21 protein-coding genes are annotated in these 21,096 nt (G+C 63.4%); 16 read left to right on the top strand and 5 right to left on the bottom strand.

Annotated elements, in window-relative coordinates:
- Positions 1–393: 393 nt before the first annotated feature.
- A complete protein-coding gene (locus JKL46_RS14310) occupies positions 394–1,104 on the bottom strand; it encodes a L,D-transpeptidase family protein (protein WP_201833871.1) in 711 nt (236 codons plus the stop codon).
- 407 nt (positions 1,105–1,511) lie between these two features.
- Between JKL46_RS14310 and JKL46_RS14315 the strand changes: the two genes are divergently transcribed.
- From JKL46_RS14315 to map, 11 genes are all read left to right on the top strand, one after another.
- Positions 1,512–3,452 (top strand): methyl-accepting chemotaxis protein, encoded by a 1,941-nt coding sequence (locus tag JKL46_RS14315; protein WP_201833873.1) that lies wholly within the window; start codon positions 1,512–1,514, stop codon positions 3,450–3,452.
- A 4-nt stretch (positions 3,453–3,456) separates the two neighbouring features.
- Complete coding sequence (locus JKL46_RS14320) at positions 3,457–4,926, top strand: chemotaxis protein CheW (protein ID WP_201833875.1); 1,470 nt, start codon at positions 3,457–3,459, stop codon at positions 4,924–4,926.
- A complete protein-coding gene (cheB, locus tag JKL46_RS14325) occupies positions 4,923–6,023 on the top strand; it encodes a chemotaxis-specific protein-glutamate methyltransferase CheB (protein ID WP_201833878.1) in 1,101 nt (366 codons plus the stop codon). Before JKL46_RS14320 ends, cheB begins: the two co-directional genes overlap by 4 nt.
- Positions 6,020–6,877, top strand: a complete 858-nt coding sequence (locus tag JKL46_RS14330) for a CheR family methyltransferase (RefSeq protein WP_201833880.1) — start codon at positions 6,020–6,022, stop codon at positions 6,875–6,877. Before cheB ends, JKL46_RS14330 begins: the two co-directional genes overlap by 4 nt.
- Complete coding sequence (locus JKL46_RS14335; protein WP_201833882.1) at positions 6,870–8,834, top strand: chemotaxis protein CheA; 1,965 nt, start codon at positions 6,870–6,872, stop codon at positions 8,832–8,834. The genes JKL46_RS14330 and JKL46_RS14335 overlap by 8 nt, the downstream gene beginning before the upstream one ends.
- Positions 8,831–9,100, top strand: a complete 270-nt coding sequence (locus JKL46_RS14340; protein WP_201833884.1) for a hypothetical protein — start codon at positions 8,831–8,833, stop codon at positions 9,098–9,100. Before JKL46_RS14335 ends, JKL46_RS14340 begins: the two co-directional genes overlap by 4 nt.
- A gap of 99 nt (positions 9,101–9,199) precedes the next feature.
- The gene (locus JKL46_RS14345) at positions 9,200–9,583 is read left to right on the top strand and encodes a response regulator (protein ID WP_201833886.1); all 384 of its coding nucleotides are present in this window, start codon (positions 9,200–9,202) and stop codon (positions 9,581–9,583) included.
- 50 nt (positions 9,584–9,633) lie between these two features.
- Positions 9,634–10,281: a chemotaxis protein CheX gene (locus JKL46_RS14350; protein WP_201833888.1), complete on the top strand. Its 648-nt coding sequence runs from the start codon at positions 9,634–9,636 to the stop codon at positions 10,279–10,281.
- 4 nt (positions 10,282–10,285) lie between these two features.
- Entirely contained in the window at positions 10,286–12,280 is a 1,995-nt protein-coding gene (locus JKL46_RS14355; protein ID WP_246529315.1) for a hybrid sensor histidine kinase/response regulator, read from the top strand.
- Between the two features lie 172 nt (positions 12,281–12,452).
- Positions 12,453–12,821 (top strand): YkvA family protein, encoded by a 369-nt coding sequence (locus JKL46_RS14360; protein ID WP_201833948.1) that lies wholly within the window; start codon positions 12,453–12,455, stop codon positions 12,819–12,821.
- A gap of 84 nt (positions 12,822–12,905) precedes the next feature.
- Entirely contained in the window at positions 12,906–13,655 is a 750-nt protein-coding gene (gene map / locus JKL46_RS14365; protein WP_201833893.1) for a type I methionyl aminopeptidase, read from the top strand.
- 41 nt (positions 13,656–13,696) lie between these two features.
- On the opposite strand, the gene JKL46_RS14370 is transcribed toward map, so the two are convergent.
- Positions 13,697–14,392, bottom strand: coding sequence for a DUF1003 domain-containing protein (locus tag JKL46_RS14370; RefSeq protein ID WP_201833895.1), 696 nt, complete (start codon positions 14,390–14,392; stop codon positions 13,697–13,699).
- Positions 14,393–14,499: 107 nt separating this feature from the next.
- Here JKL46_RS14370 and JKL46_RS14375 point away from each other — a divergent pair, with 107 nt between their 5' ends.
- The 3 genes from JKL46_RS14375 (at position 14,500) to JKL46_RS14385 (ending at position 16,934) form a co-directional block, all read left to right on the top strand.
- Complete coding sequence (locus JKL46_RS14375) at positions 14,500–16,092, top strand: MBL fold metallo-hydrolase (protein WP_201833898.1); 1,593 nt, start codon at positions 14,500–14,502, stop codon at positions 16,090–16,092.
- 120 nt (positions 16,093–16,212) lie between these two features.
- A complete protein-coding gene (locus JKL46_RS14380) occupies positions 16,213–16,617 on the top strand; it encodes a hypothetical protein (RefSeq protein ID WP_201833900.1) in 405 nt (134 codons plus the stop codon).
- Entirely contained in the window at positions 16,617–16,934 is a 318-nt protein-coding gene (locus JKL46_RS14385; RefSeq protein WP_201833950.1) for a c-type cytochrome, read from the top strand. Before JKL46_RS14380 ends, JKL46_RS14385 begins: the two co-directional genes overlap by 1 nt.
- Before the next feature lie 11 nt (positions 16,935–16,945).
- Here JKL46_RS14385 and JKL46_RS14390 read toward each other — a convergent pair whose 3' ends face one another.
- From JKL46_RS14390 to JKL46_RS14400, 3 genes are all read right to left on the bottom strand, one after another.
- Positions 16,946–17,788, bottom strand: a complete 843-nt coding sequence (locus JKL46_RS14390) for a universal stress protein (protein WP_201833902.1) — start codon at positions 17,786–17,788, stop codon at positions 16,946–16,948.
- Between the two features lie 65 nt (positions 17,789–17,853).
- Complete coding sequence (locus tag JKL46_RS14395) at positions 17,854–18,837, bottom strand: zinc-dependent alcohol dehydrogenase family protein (RefSeq protein ID WP_201833904.1); 984 nt, start codon at positions 18,835–18,837, stop codon at positions 17,854–17,856.
- Positions 18,838–18,846: 9 nt separating this feature from the next.
- Positions 18,847–19,128, bottom strand: a complete 282-nt coding sequence (locus JKL46_RS14400) for a hypothetical protein (protein ID WP_201833906.1) — start codon at positions 19,126–19,128, stop codon at positions 18,847–18,849.
- A 329-nt stretch (positions 19,129–19,457) separates the two neighbouring features.
- On the opposite strand from JKL46_RS14400, the gene cax reads away from it, so the two are divergent.
- Together cax and JKL46_RS14410 are read left to right on the top strand one after the other, a co-directional pair.
- Positions 19,458–20,606 (top strand): calcium/proton exchanger, encoded by a 1,149-nt coding sequence (cax, locus tag JKL46_RS14405; RefSeq protein ID WP_201833908.1) that lies wholly within the window; start codon positions 19,458–19,460, stop codon positions 20,604–20,606.
- Positions 20,607–20,616: 10 nt separating this feature from the next.
- Positions 20,617–21,051, top strand: a complete 435-nt coding sequence (locus JKL46_RS14410) for a potassium channel family protein (protein ID WP_201833910.1) — start codon at positions 20,617–20,619, stop codon at positions 21,049–21,051.
- The last annotated feature ends 45 nt before the right edge of the window (positions 21,052–21,096 follow it).

A 21,096-nucleotide genomic window follows, 5' to 3' on the forward strand; every position in this document is an offset into this window, starting at 1 on the left:
TTACGTGATGCTGACCTCATCTGAACAACAAATGTCGTCTCTTGGCACGAGGCAGAAGGTCAGAGATGTATTGAGAAACGGATGTCGATGGCCTATCGACCTGTCAGCCCCAGGATCGCTCAGCCGTCGTTGTCAGGCGTAATCATCGGAGGAGGGTGAACCTCCCGATAAAATTAGGTCGGGTTACCCATCAGGATTGTCGCCAGTCCATCAAAATTTGCTCTAGCCGGCGACGCTTGGTCGACAACGATGCCGATTCGGCGCCGCGGGCGATGATCAGCTAGACTCTTTATGATTGGATACGAGCGGATCTGGCGTGATACGGGTCCGCCGCGACAAAGCGCGCCACCCGACGGTGAAGATCCAGCGAGTACCGGCAGTCTGGCGCGGGTGCTATGCCGGCAGGACGACCACCTTCGTCTTGACCGGCGTGCGTTCGTACAGGTGCATCATGTCCTGCGTGAGGAGGCCGACGCAGCCGCTCGTGATGCCGTTGCCGATCGTCTCGGGGGCGAGGCTGGCATAGATCGTGTAGAGCGTGTAGGCGCCGTTCTGATAGAGATAAAGCGTGCGGGCGCCGAGCGGGTTGTCGAGGCCGCCCGGCATGCCGCCGGCCCATTTGGCCGCCTCGGGCTGGCGCTTGATCATCTCCCTGGGCGGGGTCCAGGTCGCCCATTCGCCCTTGCGCCCGACATAGGCGTCACCGCTCCACCGGAACCCGTCGCGGCCGACATTGGCGCCATAGCGGGTGGCGGTTCCGTCGTCCTCGACGCGGTAGACGTAGTAATTGGCGGGATCGACGATAATCGTGCCGGGCGCCTCTTTGGTGTCGTAGCGAACTGTCCGGCGGTAATATTTCGGATCGACCTTGCTGACATCGACCGCCGGGATCGGGAACTTCTCCTCGGGCACCGGCCCGTAGAGTTTCGACGCCTCGGCGAGGCTCATGCCGTCGGATGTGACGCAGCCGGCGAGCCCCAGCGCGCCGACGCTGGCGGCCGAGCCGGCGAGAAAAGACCGGCGGCTTAAAAGTCCCGCCCGACGCCCGAGCAAAGCTGCGTCGTCCCTGTCTCCGGCATAGGTATTCCCACCGTCCATGATCATGTTGGCCGTGTCCCTTGTCCTGTTGCCCGACGAGAAAATAGTCCGGCATACACCCGCTGAACGTCTTGTTGAGCTTCAGATTGCCGTCACACGGCTCGATTGGCAAGCCCGGGCCTTTGCGCGGGACGGGCCGGGTGGGCTCGATTCCGACCGATGCCAGGGCCTGCAAATGGCACGTCCCGGAAGGTGAATGTCCGCCGAAAGCAGATGTTTTCACGCGATGCTGCCAAGCTTCGCCTTTGACCCGGTACCGATTTGTCTGAGACGACGCTTCACGATGCCTTGCTGCGCAAGATCCGCACCTATAAACGTTAGGCTTCCTACTCCGCGTTTTGACGAGGCGAGCGAATGGCTTGCCGGACGAGGCGCTGTGGCTGAAGTTAGTTAATGTATCTCGCGGGGCATTCATGGCACTGGTCAAGACGTCCGAACTTCCGGGCAAGGGCAACTCACGATCGGTGAGTGAAGAGGCTCTTCCCCCGGAGATCCCCGCCATAAGAGGAAAGGCCTCCCAGCGCCGGACGCTCGAGCGGGTCAAGGCGCGGAGGCTGCAGGCCGCCGAGCGCATTGGCGCCGCGACCGAGGAACTCGCCAGTGGCGTCACCGAGGCTTCGTCGGCAGCCGAGGAACTCCGGCGCTCCATGGAGCAGATTGCCAGCGGAGCCGAGGAGGCCGCCGGGGCGTCCCACCAGTCGCTTTCGGCCATCGTGAGCCTGAATGCGTCGTTTTCCGACGCGCGGGCTCATGCCGAGACCACTCGCGCCAAGACCGCCGGCCTCCAGGGCCTTCTGATCGAGACGGGAGCCCAGATCGATGCCTCGGTGGCGGCCGTCGAAAGCAACACGACCCGCCAACGGGCCCTGGTCGATATCATTTCTCTTCTGGAGAAGCGGGCCTCCGAGATCGGCGAGATCACCCTTTTGGTCGGGGACATTTCCGACCAGACCAACCTTCTGGCGCTGAACGCCGCCATCGAGGCTGCCCGGGCCGGGGAGAGCGGGCGCAGCTTTGCGGTTGTCGCCGACGAGGTCCGGGCTCTCGCCGGTACTTCGGAGAGAAGCGCACAGGATATTCAGGCCCTCGCTGAAGGCATCGTCAGCGAAGTCCGGTCCGTCGCGGAGCGGATCAGGACGGCAGCCGAAACTGCATCCGGGGAAGCTCAGGTCGGCCGCGCCGTCGTGACCGCTCTGGACAAGATCCGGGCTGATGTGTCCCTCTTGGCCGAGGGAAGCCAGGCCATTCTCGTTGCGGCCGTCGAGGCCGAGGCTGCCATTCGAGAGGCTCAGCGTGGCGCGGAACAGGTCGCCAGTGCCGCCGAGGAGCAGGCGGCAGCGGCGGCCGAAGCTCAACGGGCAGTCCAGCAGCAGAGCATCGCTCTCGACCAGAGCCAGCAGACTGCGCAGGCGCTGGCCGCTTTGGCGGACGATCTTCAAGGAGGCACGGCCGGAGCAGCCAGTGCCGAGCAAGTCGGGTCCGCTGCCGAGCAGCTGTCGGCGGCCATTCAGGAGCTGTCAGGAGCTGCCGGCGAGATCATGACCGCTGTCGACCAGATCAGCCGCGGAGCGCAGATGCAGGCTGCGGCCGCGCAGCAGGCTGATGTGGCCATGGAGCGGATTGAGCGAGCGACCGCTGGGTCGCGGGGTGCGGCCAGCGCCGCCGCCGAGCGCATCGAGGCACTTGCCGCCGATCTGCAGGACAACCGTTCTGCGACTCTGCGGCTGGCCTCCGGCGTCGAGGAGGCGCTGAAGGAGACGCAGGCGATGATCGAATTGATGGGCGGATTGGATGAATCCGGCCGCCGCATCGAGAAGATCGTCGACGGCATTGCCCTCGTTGCGGTCCAGACCAACATGCTGGCCGTGAGCGGCTCCATCGAGGCCGCCCGTGCCGGCGAGGCCGGGCGCGGCTTCGCCATCGTGTCCGGAGACATCCGCGTTCTGGCGCGGGACGCGTCCGAGAACGCCGACCGCATCAAGGATGTGGTTCGCCAGATCCGTGAGCAGATCACCATCGTCAGGCGCGATCTGGAGCAGAGCGCCGCCATTGCACAGGCTGAGGTCGCCAAGAATATCCAGACGGCGGAAAAGCTGGGGACAATGGAAGCCGATGCGAAGGCTATTCGGCAAGGCAGCGCCTCGATCCTGTCGGGGTCCGAGACGATTCTGACGGCGGTGCGCGAGGTCCGGCTCGGCACCCAGCAGGTGGCCGTCGTCGCCGAGCAGGCCGGCAATGCTGCCGCACAAGCCGCCACCGCGGCGCGCCAGCAGGCGCGGGGAGCCGAGGATCTGGCGGCTGCCATCGAGGAGATCGCCTCTCTTGCCGACGAACTCCAGATGAGGGAGTCGTAAGGCCATGACCGAGGCGGCCTCGGCTCCTCCCACTCAGTCGTTCCTGACGGTGCAGGTGGGGAACGAGCGCTTCGCCCTTCCGGCATCCGATGTGATGGAGGTGATCCGTCCTCCGGCCATGACTCGGGTTCCCCTTGGGCCCTCGAGCCTGCTCGGGGTGACCAACCTGCGAGGCGCAGTGATGCCGGTCGTGTCGCTGCGCCGCCTTCTGGGGCAGGAGGATAGCCCCTCATCGAACGCACGCGTGGTCGTGATCGACCGCGGCACCCCGGTCGGTCTTTTGATCGACAAGGTGGCATCTCTAAGAGAAGGTGGCCCTGCTTCCTCCGAGGCGGCCCCCGCGGACAGACCAGGCATCGCACCGGTGCGGGCAGGCGAGCTGGATGCGCTGCTGGCGAAAGACTTCGGGACGATTGCCCGTTGCGCGCGCAGCAGGCCATCCTCGACTCTGCAAGGCCCCCAGCGCGAGGCGGCCGCAAACCGTGATGAGATTGCCGTCGTGCATTTTGTCGTTGCGGGACAGGACTACGCGCTGCCCCTTGCATCGGTTCACGAAGTCGTCGCCCTGCCGGAAGAGGTCGTCGTCGTTCCGCACACGGATTCAATCATGCTGGGCGCGATGTCGCTTCGCGGACAGCTGCTGCCGCTCGTATCGTTGCGAGGCCTTCTCGGGCTTCGTGCCGGCGGCCCGGCGACAGGCAGAGCCCGTGTGGTCGTGGTGCGGATCGGCGGAGGGCTGGTGGGTCTTGCCGTCGACGACATGAGGGAAATCCTTCGTCTTCCGAAAAGCGCCATCGATCCGGTCCCGACCATCCTGACACGGGGAAATGCGGAGGCTCAGATCCAAGGGATCTGCAGGCTTGAGGGCGGACGGCGGTTGGTCTCGATCTTGTCGATGGATCATCTGTTCAGGGATCAGGCGATGATCGAGGAGATTATGTCCCGAACGGAGAAGAGCCGCGACATGGACACAGCTGATGGGCCTGCAGGAGGCGATGAGCAGTTCATCGTGTTCCAGCTGGGCGGCGAGGACTACGGATTGCCCATCGAAACCGTCGACGAAGTGGTGCGCGTGCCCGACACGCTGACGCGGCTGCCCAAATCTCCCGACTTCGTCGAAGGCGTGATGAATCTGCGCGGGCGGGTTGTTCCCGTAATCGACCAGCGGAGGCGCTTCCAGTTCGAGGGGCGGGGGGAGCGGCGGCGGGAGCGCATCCTGGTTGTCAGGATCGACCAGATGCAGGCCGGTTTCCTGGTCGACAGGGTGTCGGAGGTCCTCAGCATTCCACAAAGCCAGCTTCGCCCGACGCCCGACCTGGCAGCAGACGAGAGTCAGGTCATCGACCGCATCGCGAATATCGAGGTCGAAGGGAGGATGATCCTACTGCTCAACCCGAGGGAACTGCTGGACAAGGCAGAGAAGGATCTGCTCGCCACTATCGGTGAGAGAAACCTGGAGCGGCCCGCTTCGTGATCCGGCTGCTGATCGTCGACGATTCTCCTTTGATGAGGCGCCTTCTCGGCGGGGTGTTTACGGCCGAGGGGGATTTCGAAATCGCTTTTGCCCGCAATGGGGTCGAGGCGCTGGAGCAGTTGCATGTTTTCAAGCCGGACGTGATCACGCTCGATGTGAACATGCCCGAGATGGATGGCCTTGCCTGTCTCGACCGGATCATGCTGGAGCGTCCGTGCCCCGTCGTGATGGTCTCATCTCTGACCGAGGCAGGCGCGAGCGTAACCCTCCAGGCCTTCGAGCTTGGAGCCATCGACTTCATCACGAAGCCTGAACGGGCCATTTCACTGGAAATGGGAACCCTCGGCCCCAAGCTCGTCGACACGGTCCGCAACGCTGCGCAGGCCCGGCTGCCCAGCAGCCTGAGGCTGGCCGAGCGGGTGCGCCTGCGCAGCGGATTGACGAATCCGACACCCGCCATGGTGCCGAGTCGGCGTGCGTCGGCCTTGCCGCGGGTGCGCCGAACCAAGGCCGCGCCGGCCCATGGCCTCGTCCTGATCGGGGTTTCCACTGGGGGGCCGCCTGCGCTGGATGCCGTGCTGTCCCGGCTGCCTGCCGACTTCCCGTGGCCGATCGTAGTGGCACAGCACATGCCAGGCTCGTTCACAGGTCCATTGGCCCGTCGGCTCGACAAGCTTTGCGCACTTACCGTAACGGAAGCAATCCTGCCGATGCCGCTCGCTCCCGCCCATGTCTATGTCGGCAAGGGCGATGCCGACGTGATCATCGGCATCCGTCCGGACGGACCTGTCGTCATGGCTGCTCCGTCTCTGCCGGAGCACCGATGGCATCCGAGCGTCGATCGGCTGGTCGAGAGTGCCATGCAGCATTTTGCACCCGACCGCTTGATCGGGGTGCTTATGACCGGAATGGGCAGCGATGGAGCCGAGGCTATGGCACGGCTGCATGAGCAAGGCGGCTGCACTATTGCGGAAGCGGAAGAGAGCGCTGTCGTATGGGGCATGCCCGGCGAGCTGGTTCGCCGTGGCGGCGCGCAGGTCATCGCGCCCCTGGAACAGATTGCCGACCGTATCCTGGGCATGGTTGAGCGCTCATGAGCAGGTCGCGCAAGGCACACACGCTCACGATCGATGAGATCCGCCGCCTGTGCCAATTCCTCCATCTGCGCACGGGAATGATCTTCGGTGAGAGCAAGCGGTACTACATCGAGAGGCGCATCGCCGATCGCATGGCCGCGACGGGAATGCGCACCTTCAATGCCTATCTTGCGCATGCGGAGGTCGACCGACGCGAAGTCGAGCAGCTGATCAACATCTTCACGGTGAATGAAACCTACTTCTACCGCGAGGAGCATCAGCTGCGCTGTCTGAGCCGCTCGATCCTGCCAGGGATCGTGCAGGGCAAAAGGCCGGGCGATCTCGTGCGGATCTGGTCTGTGCCTTGCTCGACCGGCGAGGAGCCATACTCCATCGCCATCTGGCTGCTCGAAAATTGGCCGCTGGTGGACGCCTATCACATCGAGATCGTCGGCTCCGACATCGACACGCAGGTTCTGCTGGATGCTCAGGCGGGAAACTACGGGGAACGCGCCCTTTCGCGGTTGCCTCCAGATGTGGTCGATCGCTATTTCGACCCTGCTCCGGATGGCGAGCGCCGATTGATCCAGGATTTGCGGGAATCTGTGAAATTCACATCCACCAATCTCGTCGACGCCTCGTCCGTTGCGGGGCAGGGATTGTTCGATGTCATCTTCTGCCGCAACGTTCTCATCTATTTCGACGATTCCTCACGGCTCCTGACAGCCAACAACCTCTACGATTCCCTGCACCCGGGAGGTTACATTTGTCTCGGCCATACCGAGTCGATGACCCGGATCTCGAAACGGTTCGACATTCGCCGCTTCGAGGATGCGATCGTCTACCAACGGCCCTGGAGCGACCGTGATGGATGATCTCCTCCAGCATTTCATCGTCGAAGCGCATGAGTTGATCCAGCAGGCGACGGACGATCTTCTGGCCTTGGAGAGGGCTCCCCGGGCGGCCGGACCCATGGACAGCGCTCTTCGCGCTGTTCACACCCTCAAGGGATCGGTGGGCCTGTTCGACTTCGCGCCCATGGGAATTGCGCTGCACGCCGCCGAGGACCTGCTGAGTGCCCTTAAAGAGAAGCGGGCGGGTATCGATGCCCAAGCTATCGACATCCTTCTTGCCTGCATCGGTCAGGCGGAGCGGTGGGTCGCCACTATCGAGCAGACAGGGCAATTGCCGCCAGATGCCGCGGAAGACGGCTACCGCCTGGCACGGTCATTGCGCTCCCAGCTCGAAGAAGATCCTGCCCAAGCAGCCGATGCGATCCCGCAGACCGAGCTCGGCTGGATCGAGGAGTTACGGGCCCGGAGCGGCAATGCCGCATTGAAGACGCAGGATGCTCCGCTGGTGGCAATCCGGTACACGCCACGCGCCGATTGCTTTTTCGCCGGTGACGATCCGATTGCGCTCCTGCGCTCCGTTCCCGGTCTCGTGGCTGTCCGGCTCTCGAGCCGGAACCCTTGGCCACCCCCGGCGGAAATCGATCCGTTCTCGTGCAATCTGAGGATCGAGGCGCTCTCCAGCGCCGAGCCGGATAGGGTCAAGGCGATCTTCCGCTTTGTGCCGGATCAGGTGAGCATCCACGAGGTTCCCTCCGCTGCCGGATTGCAGGCCCCCGGTGCCGTGCCAGACGCCGCCCGTGGCGCCGGCGCACGGACGCTTCGCGTCGATTCCGCACGGATAGATCAGCTGGCGGATCTCGTCGGCGAGATGGTCGTAGCCAAGAACGCGCTGGCGCATCTGTCGCGGCAATTCGAGGACGGGTTGGACCGGAAGCACCTCGCTCAGGGCCTGCACGCGAGCCATGCCGCCATCGAGCGCCTCGTGGCGGAACTGCACGGGGCCGTCATGGACGTTCGCATGATGCCCATGCGTGACGTCTTCCGGCGCTTTCCACGTTCCGTACGCGAAATCGCCGGCCAACTGGGCAAGGCAATCGACTTCTCGATGGAAGGGGAGGATGTCGAGGCCGACAAAGCCGTCGTGGAAGGCCTTTTCGAGCCCCTGCTTCACATCCTGCGCAACGCCGTCGGCCATGGCGCCGAACCTGAGCTTGTCCGTCGGGAGACCGGGAAGCCCGAGAAGACCAGGATCGTGCTCAGGGCCTACCGGGACGGCGAACGGGTTTCGGTCGAGGTCGAGGATGATGGCGGCGGCATCGATCCGGCCGCGATCCGCCAGGCAGCCTGCGAGCGCGGGGTTGCTTCCGCGGATGACCTCGAGCGCATGAGCGATGACGAGGCCGTCGACCTGATCTTTGCTCCCGGCTTCTCGACCGCCTCGGAGGTGACCGACCTGTCGGGCCGGGGAGTGGGCATGGATGCGGTACGTTCAGCAGCGGAGCGTCTGGGCGGTCAGGCCAGCGTTCGGAGCCGGCTGGGGCTCGGCACGACGATCCGCCTGTCCCTTCCGCTGACCATTGTCATGACGAAGGTCATGGCGGTCCGACTGGGCCAGGATCTCTACGGCATCCCTCTTGAAGGAATCCTTGAGACTGCGCTCGTGCCCGCCGCCCGGATCCTCCCTGTTCGGGACGCCGAAGCCTTCGTTTGGCGCGATAGGACGCTGCCCCTGGTGAGGCTTGCCGACCTGCTGGCGATACCCCGTCCGCCGGAAGCGCCGCAGAGCCTGAAAGTCGTCGTGATGGCCGCAGGCGACGATCTTGTCGGAATCGCCGTGGACCGGTTTGCCGAGAAGATGGACGTTGTGATGCGGCCCATGACCGGCATTCTCGCCCGCATGCAGGGCGTCGTGGGGACGACCTTGCTCGGGGACGGCAGCGTTCTCATGATTCTCGATATCCCGGAGCTGATCGGATGAGCGTGAGGTTGGACGGCAACGTCATCATTCTCGAAGGGGCCTGCCGCGTCGAGGATGCGGAGCCGCTGCTTGGCTGGCTACAGGCCGACAGGGACCGGATGGTCGATCTAAGCAATGCCGAGCACCTCCACGCCGCGGTTCTTCAGGTCCTGATGGCGTTGCGCCCGGCTGTCAGCGGCCCGGCCAAGGATCCTTTCTTCAGAGATTGGATATCTCCGGCTTTGGGGGAAGCGCCCGTCGGAGATCCAGGGTCCAGGGCGCGCTGAGGAGTTGTCATTCTTCAAGCGTCCTCTAAAAGAGATTTATAACCTTTCCCTATGCCGATCCGGTCTTTCCGGGCGACCCATCCCCAGCGGAGTATCTCAGTGGCGATAACGGTTCTGATCGTCGATGACAGCAAGCTGGCCCGCATTGTCGCAGGCAAAGCGCTGGCCGCACTGCAGCCGGACTGGGACCGGATCGAGGCCGGCAACGCGCAGGAGGCCCTCGGCATCCTGAGCGAACGGAAGATCGACTTGGCCATGATCGACTTCAACATGCCTGAGAAGAATGGGCTCGAACTGGCGGCGGAGATCCGCTCCAGCCACCCCATGATGCCGATTGCGGTCATCACGGCCAACATCCAGGACGAGGTGATCGCACAGGCCCGCGAGGTGAACGCCACTTTCGTCAGCAAGCCTCTGACCGAGGAGGGGTTGCGAGGATTCATTTCCGGAGCCGCCCTGCGCCTCCGCTCGGGCGCGGTGTAAGACACGATGGCCTGGAAGCGTTCGGCAAGATACCGCGGCCGAGGTGTGAAATGATGACATCAACGATCTCGGAAGTCCTCAACGAGCTGGAGCTGGACGCTCTGACGGAGCTCGTGAACATCGGCGTCAGCCGTGCCGCCTTCAGCCTTCGCGAGATGGTAGGAGAGCAGGTTCACCTGTCCGTGCCGGCCGTCGATCTGGTACATCGCGTGCAGGCCATCGAAATCCTCGAAGGACGCGAGGCCGGCTCTCTCGTGGCGGTTCATCAGGTCTTCGAGGGTGACATCACAGGCCGCGCCATGCTGATCTTCCCCGAGACCAAAAGCCTCGAGCTCGTCAGGGCGGTGACCGGTGGGGAGCTTTCCCTCGAAGACATCATCGAGCTCGAGCAGGAGGCCCTGGCCGAGACCGGCAACATTCTTCTGAACGGCTGTCTGGGCACAATCGCCAATATGCTCCATCGCAGCCTGAGAATGTCCCTGCCGGAGATCATTCGCGGGAAAGGGTCGGAACTCTTCAACCTTGAGCCTCCACCCGAGGCCGGCGATGTGGTGATGTTCCTCTATATCAATTTCACGGTACGGCAACGGGACATCAGCGGATACATCGTCATGCTGATGGACATTCCCTCGCTCGCCGTGCTCAAAGACCTTCTCGGCGAGTTCATCGAGCGGGCGACGGATGGCATGGCATCCTGATCACATGCATCAGATTGAAGATGAACTCCTGTCGGTGGTTTTCGACGCCGTAGATACGGGCCTCATCGTGCTCGATAGCTCTTCTCACGTGATCGCCTGGAACGCGTGGTTCGCCTCGGCAAGTGGAATTTCCTCTCAGGATGCGGCTGGACGGCGATTGGATGAACTGTTCCCGGGAGCGACGGCACCCGGGCTCAAATCCGCGATCGCAGACGCATTGGAAGCAGGTGCCTCGAGGCTTCTGACTCATTCCCTGCATCCACTTCTCCTGCCACTGCGGACACGCTCCGGCCGAGAACTCGTGCATAATGTTTCCGTGCGTCCGCTCGGGACCGCACCGCATCTCCAATGTCTTGTGCAGATCGTCGACGTCACGGTTGCCGTACAGCGCGAGCAGGTCCTGCGCCAGCGACAGAACGCACGCTACGATGCCGTCATGAACAGCGCGCCCGATGCGATCCTCACCCTGGATGCGCAGGGCGTCATTCAGCTCGCCAATCCCGCTGCCGCACGGGAGTTCGGTTATGCACCCCGAGAACTCGTCGATTTGGAGATGGCAGTTCTTCTGGATGTGCCGGAGACTTGGAACGCGCTTTGGACAAGCATCCTCGACGGGAACGTCATGCATCGCCCCGTGGAGGTCACGGCCAAGCGCAAGGACGGATCTGCCAGTTTCCTGGAGATTTCCGCCGCCCGTTGGCAGAGTGACACGCGTGTCTACGTGACGGCCATTCTGCGCGATGTGAACGAGCGGCGAGCAGCCGAAGAAGCTCTGCGACACCTGAACCAGACCCTGGAAGAGCGAGTCGAAGAGCGGACGCAGGAGCTTGTGCGAGCCGAAGACCAGCTTCGACAGGCCCAGAAGATGGAAGCGGTGGGCCAGCTCACGGGCGGCATCGCTCACGACTTCAACAATCTCCTCACCGGTATCGTCGGTTCGCTCGATTTGATGCAAACACGCATTGCGCAAGGCAGGACTGAGCATGTGGAGCGCTACACGAAGGCCGCGATGAGCTCGGCCCAGCGCGCCGCCGCGCTCACCCACCGCCTGCTCGCCTTTGCCCGCCGGCAGCCGCTCGATCCGAAGCCGGTGAACGCCAATCAGCTTATTGCCTCGATGGAGGACATGCTTCGCCGCACCATTGGTCCGCTGCATGCATTGGAGATTGTCACGGCCGGCGGGTTGTGGACGACATTGTGCGATCCCAACCAGCTCGAGAGCGCCATTCTGAACCTCGCCATCAATGCACGCGACGCCATGCCGGAGGGCGGCAAGCTCACAATCGAGACGACAAACGCCCATCTCGACGATGCTTATGCGACAGCCAATCTCGACGTGACGCCGGGACAGTACGTAGCAATCTGTATAACGGATACCGGAACGGGCATGCCTCCGGACGTGATCGAGCGCGTTTTCGAGCCCTTCTTCACGACCAAGCCGATGGGGCAGGGCACCGGACTGGGTCTCTCGATGGTCTATGGATTTGCCAAACAATCCGAGGGGCATGTCAAGATCTACTCGGAGCTGGGCAAGGGCACGACGATCAGGATCTATCTGCCGCGCCACCGTGGCGCCGCGGCGGAGGAGACATCCACGACCCGCTTCACCGAAGTGCCCCGGGCAGAAGCCGGCGAAACGGTGCTCGTGGTCGAGGACGAGCCGGTTATCCGCCAGCTGATCATCGAGGTGCTTCAGGACCTGGGGTACCGCGCACTCGAAGCATCGGATGGACCAGCAGGTCTCAAGATCCTGCAATCACCCCAGCGCATCGACCTGCTCGTCACGGATGTCGGCCTGCCCGGAATCAACGGGCGACAGCTCGCGGATGCGGCGCGCGAGAACAGGTCGAACCTGAAGGTGCTCTTTATCACGGGTTATGCGGAGAACGCGATGCTGGCGAACGGCTTCCTCGATCCGGGGATGGAGATGATTACGAAGCCCTTCGCGGTCGAGGCGCTGGCTACTCGCATCAGGAGCATGATCCAGGGCAAGAGGTAAGCGAGCCCCCGACGCTTAACGCGTTTGGACAGCAGAGCTGCGTGAACAGGGCATATCGAAATGGCGTGTGAGCTTCACTGCCTGACCGAGAACCAACTTTGGCTGTTCCGCGATCAATCCTTGTGCAGGAGGGGAGCTTAGGAAAGGACCGAGAGTGGCGGCGGGAACACGCATGCGGGACTGGGCGCGAGCGATCAAGAAGGACGTCGTCGCCCTCTACATCGCCGCTCGCGATCCCCGGGTGCCCTGGTATGTGAAACTGGCGGCGGCTGCGGTCGCGGCCTATGCACTCAGCCCCATCGATCTCATCCCCGACTTCATCCCAGCCCTGGGCTACCTCGACGACGTGATCATCGTGCCCTTGGGGATCTTCCTCGTCGTTAAAATGATCCCTGCTCCCCTCATGGCAGAGTTTCGTGAGGAGGCACAGCGGCGTTCCGGACGCCCGACCAGCCGCGTGGCCGCCGCGGCGATCATCGCCCTTTGGATCGCGGCCATCGCCGCGACCTTTTGGGCATTCTGGCCAAATCCGGTTCCATGAACGGCTTCGAATTCCGGCGCGCGATCTCCCATTTGTAAGTCGAGTTCACAAGCGCTATGTCCTTGCTTTCGCAAAGAGCCTGATATGACAATCTCGAATGACAACGATCTCACCTGCCTGAAAGAGGTCGGGCGCATCGTGGCCAATACCCTCGAGGCGATGGTGAAGGCCATCGAGCCGGGCATGACCACCTCCGAACTCGACCAGATCGGGCGAAAGCTCCTGGAGGCTGCAGGTGCGCGTCCTGCTCCGGAATTGGCCTATGCCTTTCCCGGGGCGACCTGCATCAGCGTAAACGAGGAGATCGCCCACGGCATCCCGGGCGCCCGACGGATCGAGCGGGGCGACCTGGTCAACATCGACGTTTCAGCCGAGAAGAACGGCTTCTTTGCGGATACGGGAGCCTCGTTCGCCGTGCCGCCCGTCACCCGCTCGATCGAACGTCTGTGCAGGGATGGTCGGCGGGCCATGTGGACAGGGCTGCGGCAGGTCGGAGCTAGCAAACCGATTGCCGGCATCGGACAAGCCATCGGGGCCTTTGCGCGCAAAAACGGCTACTCTCTCGTCAGGAACCTCGCCAGTCACGGTGTCGGCCTGTCGCTCCATGAGGAGCCGACGGAGATAGCAACATGGCCCGATGCCTCCGAGCGCCGCATCATGACCGATGGGATGGTGTTCACCGTGGAGCCATTCCTTTCCTTCGGCGCGGAATGGGCCGAGGATGGCGACGATCCGTGGACGCTCTACAGCAGCCCCGAGGCCCCGACCGTTCAGTACGAACACACCGTCGTCGCAACCCGAAACGGACCTTTGATCGTGACGATGGCCGGATAGGGCCTTGGTCGGTTCAGTGCCGATGAGCGGATATTCCGGCGCTAACGACGTTCCTGAAGAAGCTCGATCTGAAGCTCCTGAATCTCGGCCAGCCGCTCCCACTGGCGGGTGATGAGATGATCCAGTTTTTCGTGCAGATGCCTGATTTCCAGTTCCGCCTTCAGGTTGACCTGATAGTCGTTGAGTGAGCGCAGGCGATCCTTCGCTTCCTGCCGCTTTTGGCTCATCATGATGATCGGAGCTTGGACCGCCGCGAGGCAGGACAGCAGGAGATTGAGCAGGATGTAGGGATAGGGATCGAAGGCCTCCGTCCCGCGCAGAGTGTTGACGAGCGTCCACACCACCAGGCAGAGCCCGAAGGCGATGAGAAACGGCCAGCTTCCGCCGAACGAGGCAAGCCCGTCCGACAGGCGCTCGCCGAGCGTGCGGCTCTCGTCGTAGTTCTCCTCGATGTTTTCCGTGAGGGTGATGCCCTCTGCGAGGCTGCGCGCCACCTCCCGATCGAGATTGGTGAGATCGCCGCGCTCCTGCCGGAGGAGATCCTCGACATAGCGGAGGCGATATCGGTCGACGGCCGCGCGGCTGATGCGGCTATGGATGTCCAGGGCCGGATGGTCTTGCCTGATCCTCTCCGCGAGAGCCGGGCGCAGCTGATCGATAAGGATGAATTCCTTTTGCGGATAAGATTGTCCGGTGACCGGGCAGACCGCGCTGGACGACGTGGCGTGGGAGGTCATGATCGTCAGTTCCATGGGTTTGGCATGGATCAAACCTAGTGGCTCGACGAAGGTGTACCAAGGTGCGATTCTGAACGCCGACGCTTCCGCACTTCCAGGAGGTTTCCTTGTCGCTTCGCCTTCATTTCTACGGTGCCGCCCGAACCGTGACCGGATCCTGTTTCCTGCTGGAGACGGAAGCGGCCCACATCCTTGTCGATTGCGGCATGTTCCAGGGGTCGAAGGAGGAAAGGGAGCTCAACTACCAGCATTTCCCGTTCCGCGCGGCTGGCATCAGCGCCCTCTGTCTCACCCATGCGCATATCGACCACAGCGGCCTCGTGCCGAAGCTCGTGAAGGCCGGCTTCGACGGCCCGGTCTATGCGACGGCGGGCACCGCCGATCTCGCTTCCATCATGCTTCCGGATTCCGGCTACATCCAGGAGATGGAGGTCGAGCAACTCAATCGGCGCAACCGTCGCCGTGGCCTGGAAACGGTCTCGCCCATCTATACGGAAGAGGATGCCATCGCCTCGCTCGATCGGTTCCGGATCGTGGCATACGGGCAATGGCAGAACGTCGCCCCGGGCTTCCGCGCCCGCTATTGGAATGCTGGCCATCTGCTGGGCTCTGCCTCCATCGAGATCGAAGTCACGTCCGCCGGCGAGGAGAAGTCTGTGCGCCTCCTTTTTTCCGGCGATATCGGCCCCGACCACAAGCTCCTGCAACCGGATCCGGACGGGCCGCAGGACCTCGATTACGTCGTTCTGGAATCGACCTACGGCGATACCGACCGGGCCGGCACGACCATCGAACACCGCCGCCGGATGCTGCGCGACGAGGTCCGCGCCGCGATGCATCCGAGCGGCGTGCTTCTGATCCCGTCCTTCGCTGTCGAGAGGACGCAGGAACTCCTCGTCGATCTCATGGAGCTGATGGAAGCGGGCGAATTGCCCGACATCCCGATCTTCATCGACTCGCCTCTCGCCTCGAAGGCAAGCGCCATCTTCAAGCGTCATGCCGGGGAACTGAGGAACGGCGCCGATCTGGTCCAGGCGCTCGCGTCCCGATGGGTGCGCTTCACGGAGACCGTCGAGCAGAGCAAGGCGATCGACCGCATTCACAGCTTCCACATCATCATCGCAGCGAGCGGCATGTGCGAGGCGGGCCGCATTCGGCATCATCTGAAGGCGTGGCTCTGGCGCGACGAGACCACCGTCCTCTTCGTCGGCTTCCAGGCCCAGGGAACGCTCGGGCGGATCCTGCAGGACGGGGCCTCGAGGGTCCGGATCCACGGCGAGGAGGTCAAGGTCCGCGCCCGCATGCGGACGCTCGATCTCTATTCCGGACATGCCGACGGGCCAGAACTGAAGGCCTGGCTTGAAGAACGCATGCCGGTCCGGCGCGGAATCTTCCTCGTGCACGGCGAGGATGCTCCTCTCAAGGCCCTGCAATCGTCCCTTGCCGATCTCGATCACGTGCCTCGCGCGATCATACCGGAGATCGACGACGCCTATGACCTGGGAGGCGACCAGGCGGTCCGGATCGAGCGCCACGAGGGGCGTCTGCCCGGTGCGAGCGCCGGCCATCGGGACTGGCACAACGATTACGCGGAGCTGCTGCTGGAGATCAACGATGCCGTGGAAGCGGCGGCTGACAGGAGGGCGAAGGGAATTGTCATCCGGCGCATCAGGGATGCCTTGAAGAACGACGCCGATTGATAACCTGGGATCGGTGTTCGGTCCCAGGTTGATCGGGATCAAGGTGCCGGAGTGAGTTCACCCTAAGCTTTGACACAATGGCATGCCCTTCTCGAGGCGCGCCGTGAACGGGAGGATTCAATGCTCCATCGCATCACGCTTCATCTGGCCCGCAGCAAACAATTCCCCGAAGGCAGCCCACGATACGGCTACGACATCACCGCGCCGCTCGATCGGCATGGGCATCTCGATCAGGAGGAATGGGGGGCGAAGCGGGATCTCTGCCGGGTGCGCCGGTTCTGGGCCGACGAAGGTGAGCGCCGGGGTGTGCTGGTTCATCGGCCGGGCGGCGCCGGCGGAGCGACCTGGATGATCGATTACAACCAGGGTCGGCCCGGCGACGAGGAGGCGGGCTACCACCTGCATCAGCATCGTTTCGCCGAAGGAGAATACATCACCATCGAGGACGATGACGGCAAGCCTCACACGTTCCAAGTCGTCGCGGTGATCCCGGCGGAGGTCGGCAATCCAGGGGGGCAGCGATGATGAAGTCGCTCACGCTTTTCTGCCTTGCCGTCGCATGTGCCTCATCGGTCGCCATGGCCCAGTCGGGACGAGTGCAGCGCGGGCTCACCTTCGCGCAGACGAACTGCTCTCAATGCCACGCCATCGGCCGTGTCGGCGAGAGTCCCATTCCGGAAGCTCCCCCTTTCCGAACCTTGCACACGCGCTATCCCATCGAGGACTTGGCCGAGGCCTTTGCCGAAGGCATCACGACGGGTCACCCATCCATGCCGCAGTTCCAGCTCGATCCCGCCCAGATCAACGACCTGCTCGCCTACCTGAATTCCATTCAGGGCTAGAGCCTCTCGGCTCAGTAGGACAGGAACAGGGGTACGGGCATATCCTTCAGCAGGGACTGGGTCGTGCCGCCGAGGATCGTTTCGCGCAGGCGGGAATGGACATAGGCGCCCATTACGATCATGTCGGCACGTGTCAGGCGGGCATGATTACGCAGGGTTTCGGCCACATCTCCATTCATGGCGGGCAGCGCCAGGACGTTCACCGTGACGCCATGGCGGGTGAGATGCGGGGCGATCTCGGCGCCGGGCACCGTATGGGCCAGATCCTTCTCGCCGGTGACGCTGACCAGTTCGACCTGCGTGGCGCCCCGCAGAAGGGGCAGGGCGTCGTTGAGCGCACGCGCCGCCTTGGCGCTGCCATCCCACGCCACGATGATCCGGTCGCCCGCGAAAACGTCCCGGCCCTGTGGCACGACAAGGAGAGGCCGGCCGCTGTCCATGAGCACGGCCTCGATCAAACCCCGGTCGAGAGCCAATGCGATCCGTTCGGCATCCAGGACTGTCAGGTCGTGGGTGCGGGCGAGGGAAGTGAAGCTCCTGACGAGTGCCGGATAGGAAAGTTGCGGCGCCTGCGTGGTGCAGGCAATACCCGATGCCGCCGCCGCCCGTTGGGAGGAATCGGCGATTGCATGTGCAAGCTCATCCAGCCGACGGTTCTCGGCCGCCACGAGCCCTTCGGCAAAGGCGCTGACGAAGGCGTGGCTCAGGGTGAGCTTCAGGGAGGCTGCCTGGACGGTGACATGGGCGTCGGCCTGGCGGGCAAGCGATAACCCGTAGGGTAGGGCGAAGGAGCGTTCCTCGGCATCTCCTTCCTCCGTGATCCCGATCAGAATGCTGCGAATGTTCTGGAGCATGGAATCGTTCCTTTGAGCGTCTGGCCTGGTTTCGTGACACGCTGATGTCTGCTTTCCATCCTGCATCAGGGCACCAGCACGGCTGCTCCCTGGAGCCGCCCCGATCGCAGGTCGTCGAAGGCTTCGTTGGCGGCTTCCAGCGGATAGCTCACCGTCCGTGTCCTGATCCCGGCCTTAGGAGCGATCGCCAGGAAATCGAGGGCATCCTGACGGGTCAGGTTGGCGACGGAGACGAGTTGCCGCTCCTCCCAGAGAAGCCGATAGGGAAATTGCGGAATGTCGCTCATGTGGATGCCGCCGCAGACAACGCGGCCGCCTTTTCGTACGGCCCGCAGGGCGACGGGCACGAGTTCGCCAACGGGCGCGAAGATGATCGCCGCATCGAGCCGCTCGGGAGGCTCCCGATCGGACCCGCCGGCCCAGGAGGCGCCGAGCGAGCGGGCGAAATCCTGAGCGGCGACATCGCCTGGGCGTGTAAAGGCAAAGACGCGTCGCTTCTGCCAGATGCAGACTTGGGTGATGATGTGGGCCGCTGCGCCGAAACCGAAGATGCCGATCCTCTCACCGGGGCCTGCCGCCACCAGCGAGCGCCATCCGATCAATCCGGCGCACAGGAGCGGAGCCAGAGCAACGGGATCGCCGTCATCCGGCAGGCTGAAACAATAGGCCGCGTCGGCGACCACATGAGAGGCGAAGCCGCCGTCCCGGGTATAGCCGGTAAACGACGGCTCGTCGCACAGGTTCTCATGGCCGGAAATGCAATAGGAGCAATACCCGCAGGTATGGCCGAGCCAGGGGATGCCAACGCGCTCGCCCAACATGTGGTCGCTCACCCCGGAGCCGAGAGCCTCTACCCGCCCGACGATCTCATGGCCAGGGATGACGGGAAGCATTGGATCCGGCAGATCGCCATCGACCACATGGAGGTCCGTCCGGCAAACGGCGCAGGCTTCCACGACGACCCGGATCTCGCCCGCACCGGGCGAGGGCAGCGGGCGCTCCTCCATGGCCAGAGGCGTTCTCAACTTGCGCAGGACCATGGCTTTCATGGCATCGCCTCAACGGAACGCAGCGTTTATCCGCGCCCTGAGCGCTTCGATCTCCCGGAGGTAGGGCGCGCGCCGTTTGCAATGGGTCTGCCAGAGATCGGCGATGAGCTGATCCTTGTCGGCATCATCCATCTCCCCACTCTCGATCACCAGCAAGTTGCTGCCATGGGCGACGTCGATGTCGGCCAGCGTTGCCAGAAGCGACTGAAGCCTTGGAAGGATGTCCGGCGCATAGACCCGGCTGCCTATCGAACCGATCTGGATCTGTGAACGCTCATCATAAACGGTCATGGAGCCCTCCGCCGTTGTGCCGGTTCGTGAAAAGCTCGATCGTCCCAGATCATAACCGAAGATCGAACAGGTTGCGGTCGGAAATTCGCGGCAGCCTGGCGTTGGACTGATGGGACATTCTCAACGAACCTGGACCAAGCGTGGACGGGCGTTCCCGCTTCGGCATTGATCCAAATCAAGGCGGTCGGATCAAAACGCTGTCCGAGGATAGGCCGCGGTATGGGTGACCCAAAACGTCAAGGGTTTGTCCCGGTCGATCAAGCACAGTTTATGAGCCGCACTAGGGTGGATGCTCGAGGGCCTCTTTCATGGAAACAGGGGGTGAGGCCATGACCGGCAAGCCATATCCGAATCCACACCCGATGACAGTCGCACCTCTGCCCAGGTCATCGTGGCTCAGGCCTTCCTTGCTGTGGCTGCTGGTCCTTGCGCCCCTGGCCGCCATGCTCGAGCGCGCAGGCACCATTCCGGCCGGCTTTATCTTCTTTTGTGCAGCCCTGGCCATCGTGCCGTTCGCAAAGCTCATCGTTCAGGGAACCGAACAGGTTGCAGCTCACACCGGCGCCACGATTGGAGGCCTGCTCAACGCCACCTTCGGCAACCTGCCGGAACTGATCATCGCCATGGCGGCCCTGCGGGCCGGTCTGCTGGAGATGGTGCGCGCCTCCATCGTCGGCGCGCTGCTAGCGAACCTGCTTGTGGCCCTCGGATTGTCTTTCTTTCTGGGCGGCCTGCGTCATCACAGTCAGGAGTACAATCCAAACGCCGTTCGCACCTATTCCTCGACGATGGTGTTGGCTTGGATCAGTCTGGCGCTCCCGAGCGCGTTCCATCGCGCCCTCGAGACGGAACCTCATCTCGGTGTGCATGACACTCTGGACCTGGTGGTTGCGGTCATCCTGCTGGGGCTCTACGGGTTGTTCCTGCTCTACTCGCTGCGGACCCACCCGGAGACTTTCTCCGAGCTGAACGCGCCTCCCTCGGATGAGGAGGCGGGCGGGCATCCCAGTCTCTCGAGGGGTATCTTGACCTTGCTGGTTGCATCGCTCGGCGCCGCGTGGATGAGCGAGCTCCTCGTCGGGGCCGCAGAGCAGGCGGGGCGCTCGCTGGGCATGTCGCAGATGTTCATGGGCGTGATCGTGCTAGCCCTCGTCGGCGGCGCGGCCGAGTCCGGATCGGCCATCGCCATGGGCCGGGCGAACCGTCCGGATCTCAGCATCGGCATCGCGCTGGGAAGCTGCGTCCAGATCGCTCTGTTTGTGGCGCCGATCCTGGTTCTGGTCGCGCCGGTCATGGGCCAGCCGCAGTTCGGACTCGTGTTCTCGCAGGCGGAGATGTGGATGCTGTTCGGAGCGGTGCTTCTGGGGGCGACGGTGACCACGACGGGCCACTCTACCTGGTTCAGAGGGGTGCAACTGCTCGCGCTCTACCTGATCATCGCGGCCATACTCTATCTTGTCCCGGCGACCACGCCGTAGAATGCCGGCTATGATGCGGCAGCTTCTTCTCGGCGGGATGGTCAGCCTGGGCAATATCGCCATCCATGCGGTCGTGATGGCCGCCGTCGTGGGCACTGCCCGCCATGCCTTGAAATGGGATCGCCGCCAGTCCCACATCTGGCTCGCCGCGGTCATGGTCGCGACCGTCGGGGTGTTGATGGTCGCGCATGTCGCTGAGGTGATGACGTGGTCGCTCGCGTATGCGGTGCTGGATGTGGTGCCTGCCGGGACGGATGTCGTGTACTTCGCCTTCGTCAACTACACGACGCTCGGCTATGGCGACGTCGTGCCGGTGGAAGGCTGGCGGCTGCTCGGTCCGATGGCCGCTATGAACGGCGTGCTGCTGTTCGGCTGGTCGACTGCGGTCATCTTCGAGGTGCTGAGGCAGGCCATGCGCCGCCGCGACCCGACGGGGGAGCCATGAGCGCCGGGCGGATGCGCAGATCCGGATAGGGATGAATGGGCCGCT

This window comes from Microvirga zambiensis WSM3693 (genome assembly GCF_016735695.1).
GTDB classification, from domain to species: domain Bacteria; phylum Pseudomonadota; class Alphaproteobacteria; order Rhizobiales; family Beijerinckiaceae; genus Microvirga; species Microvirga zambiensis.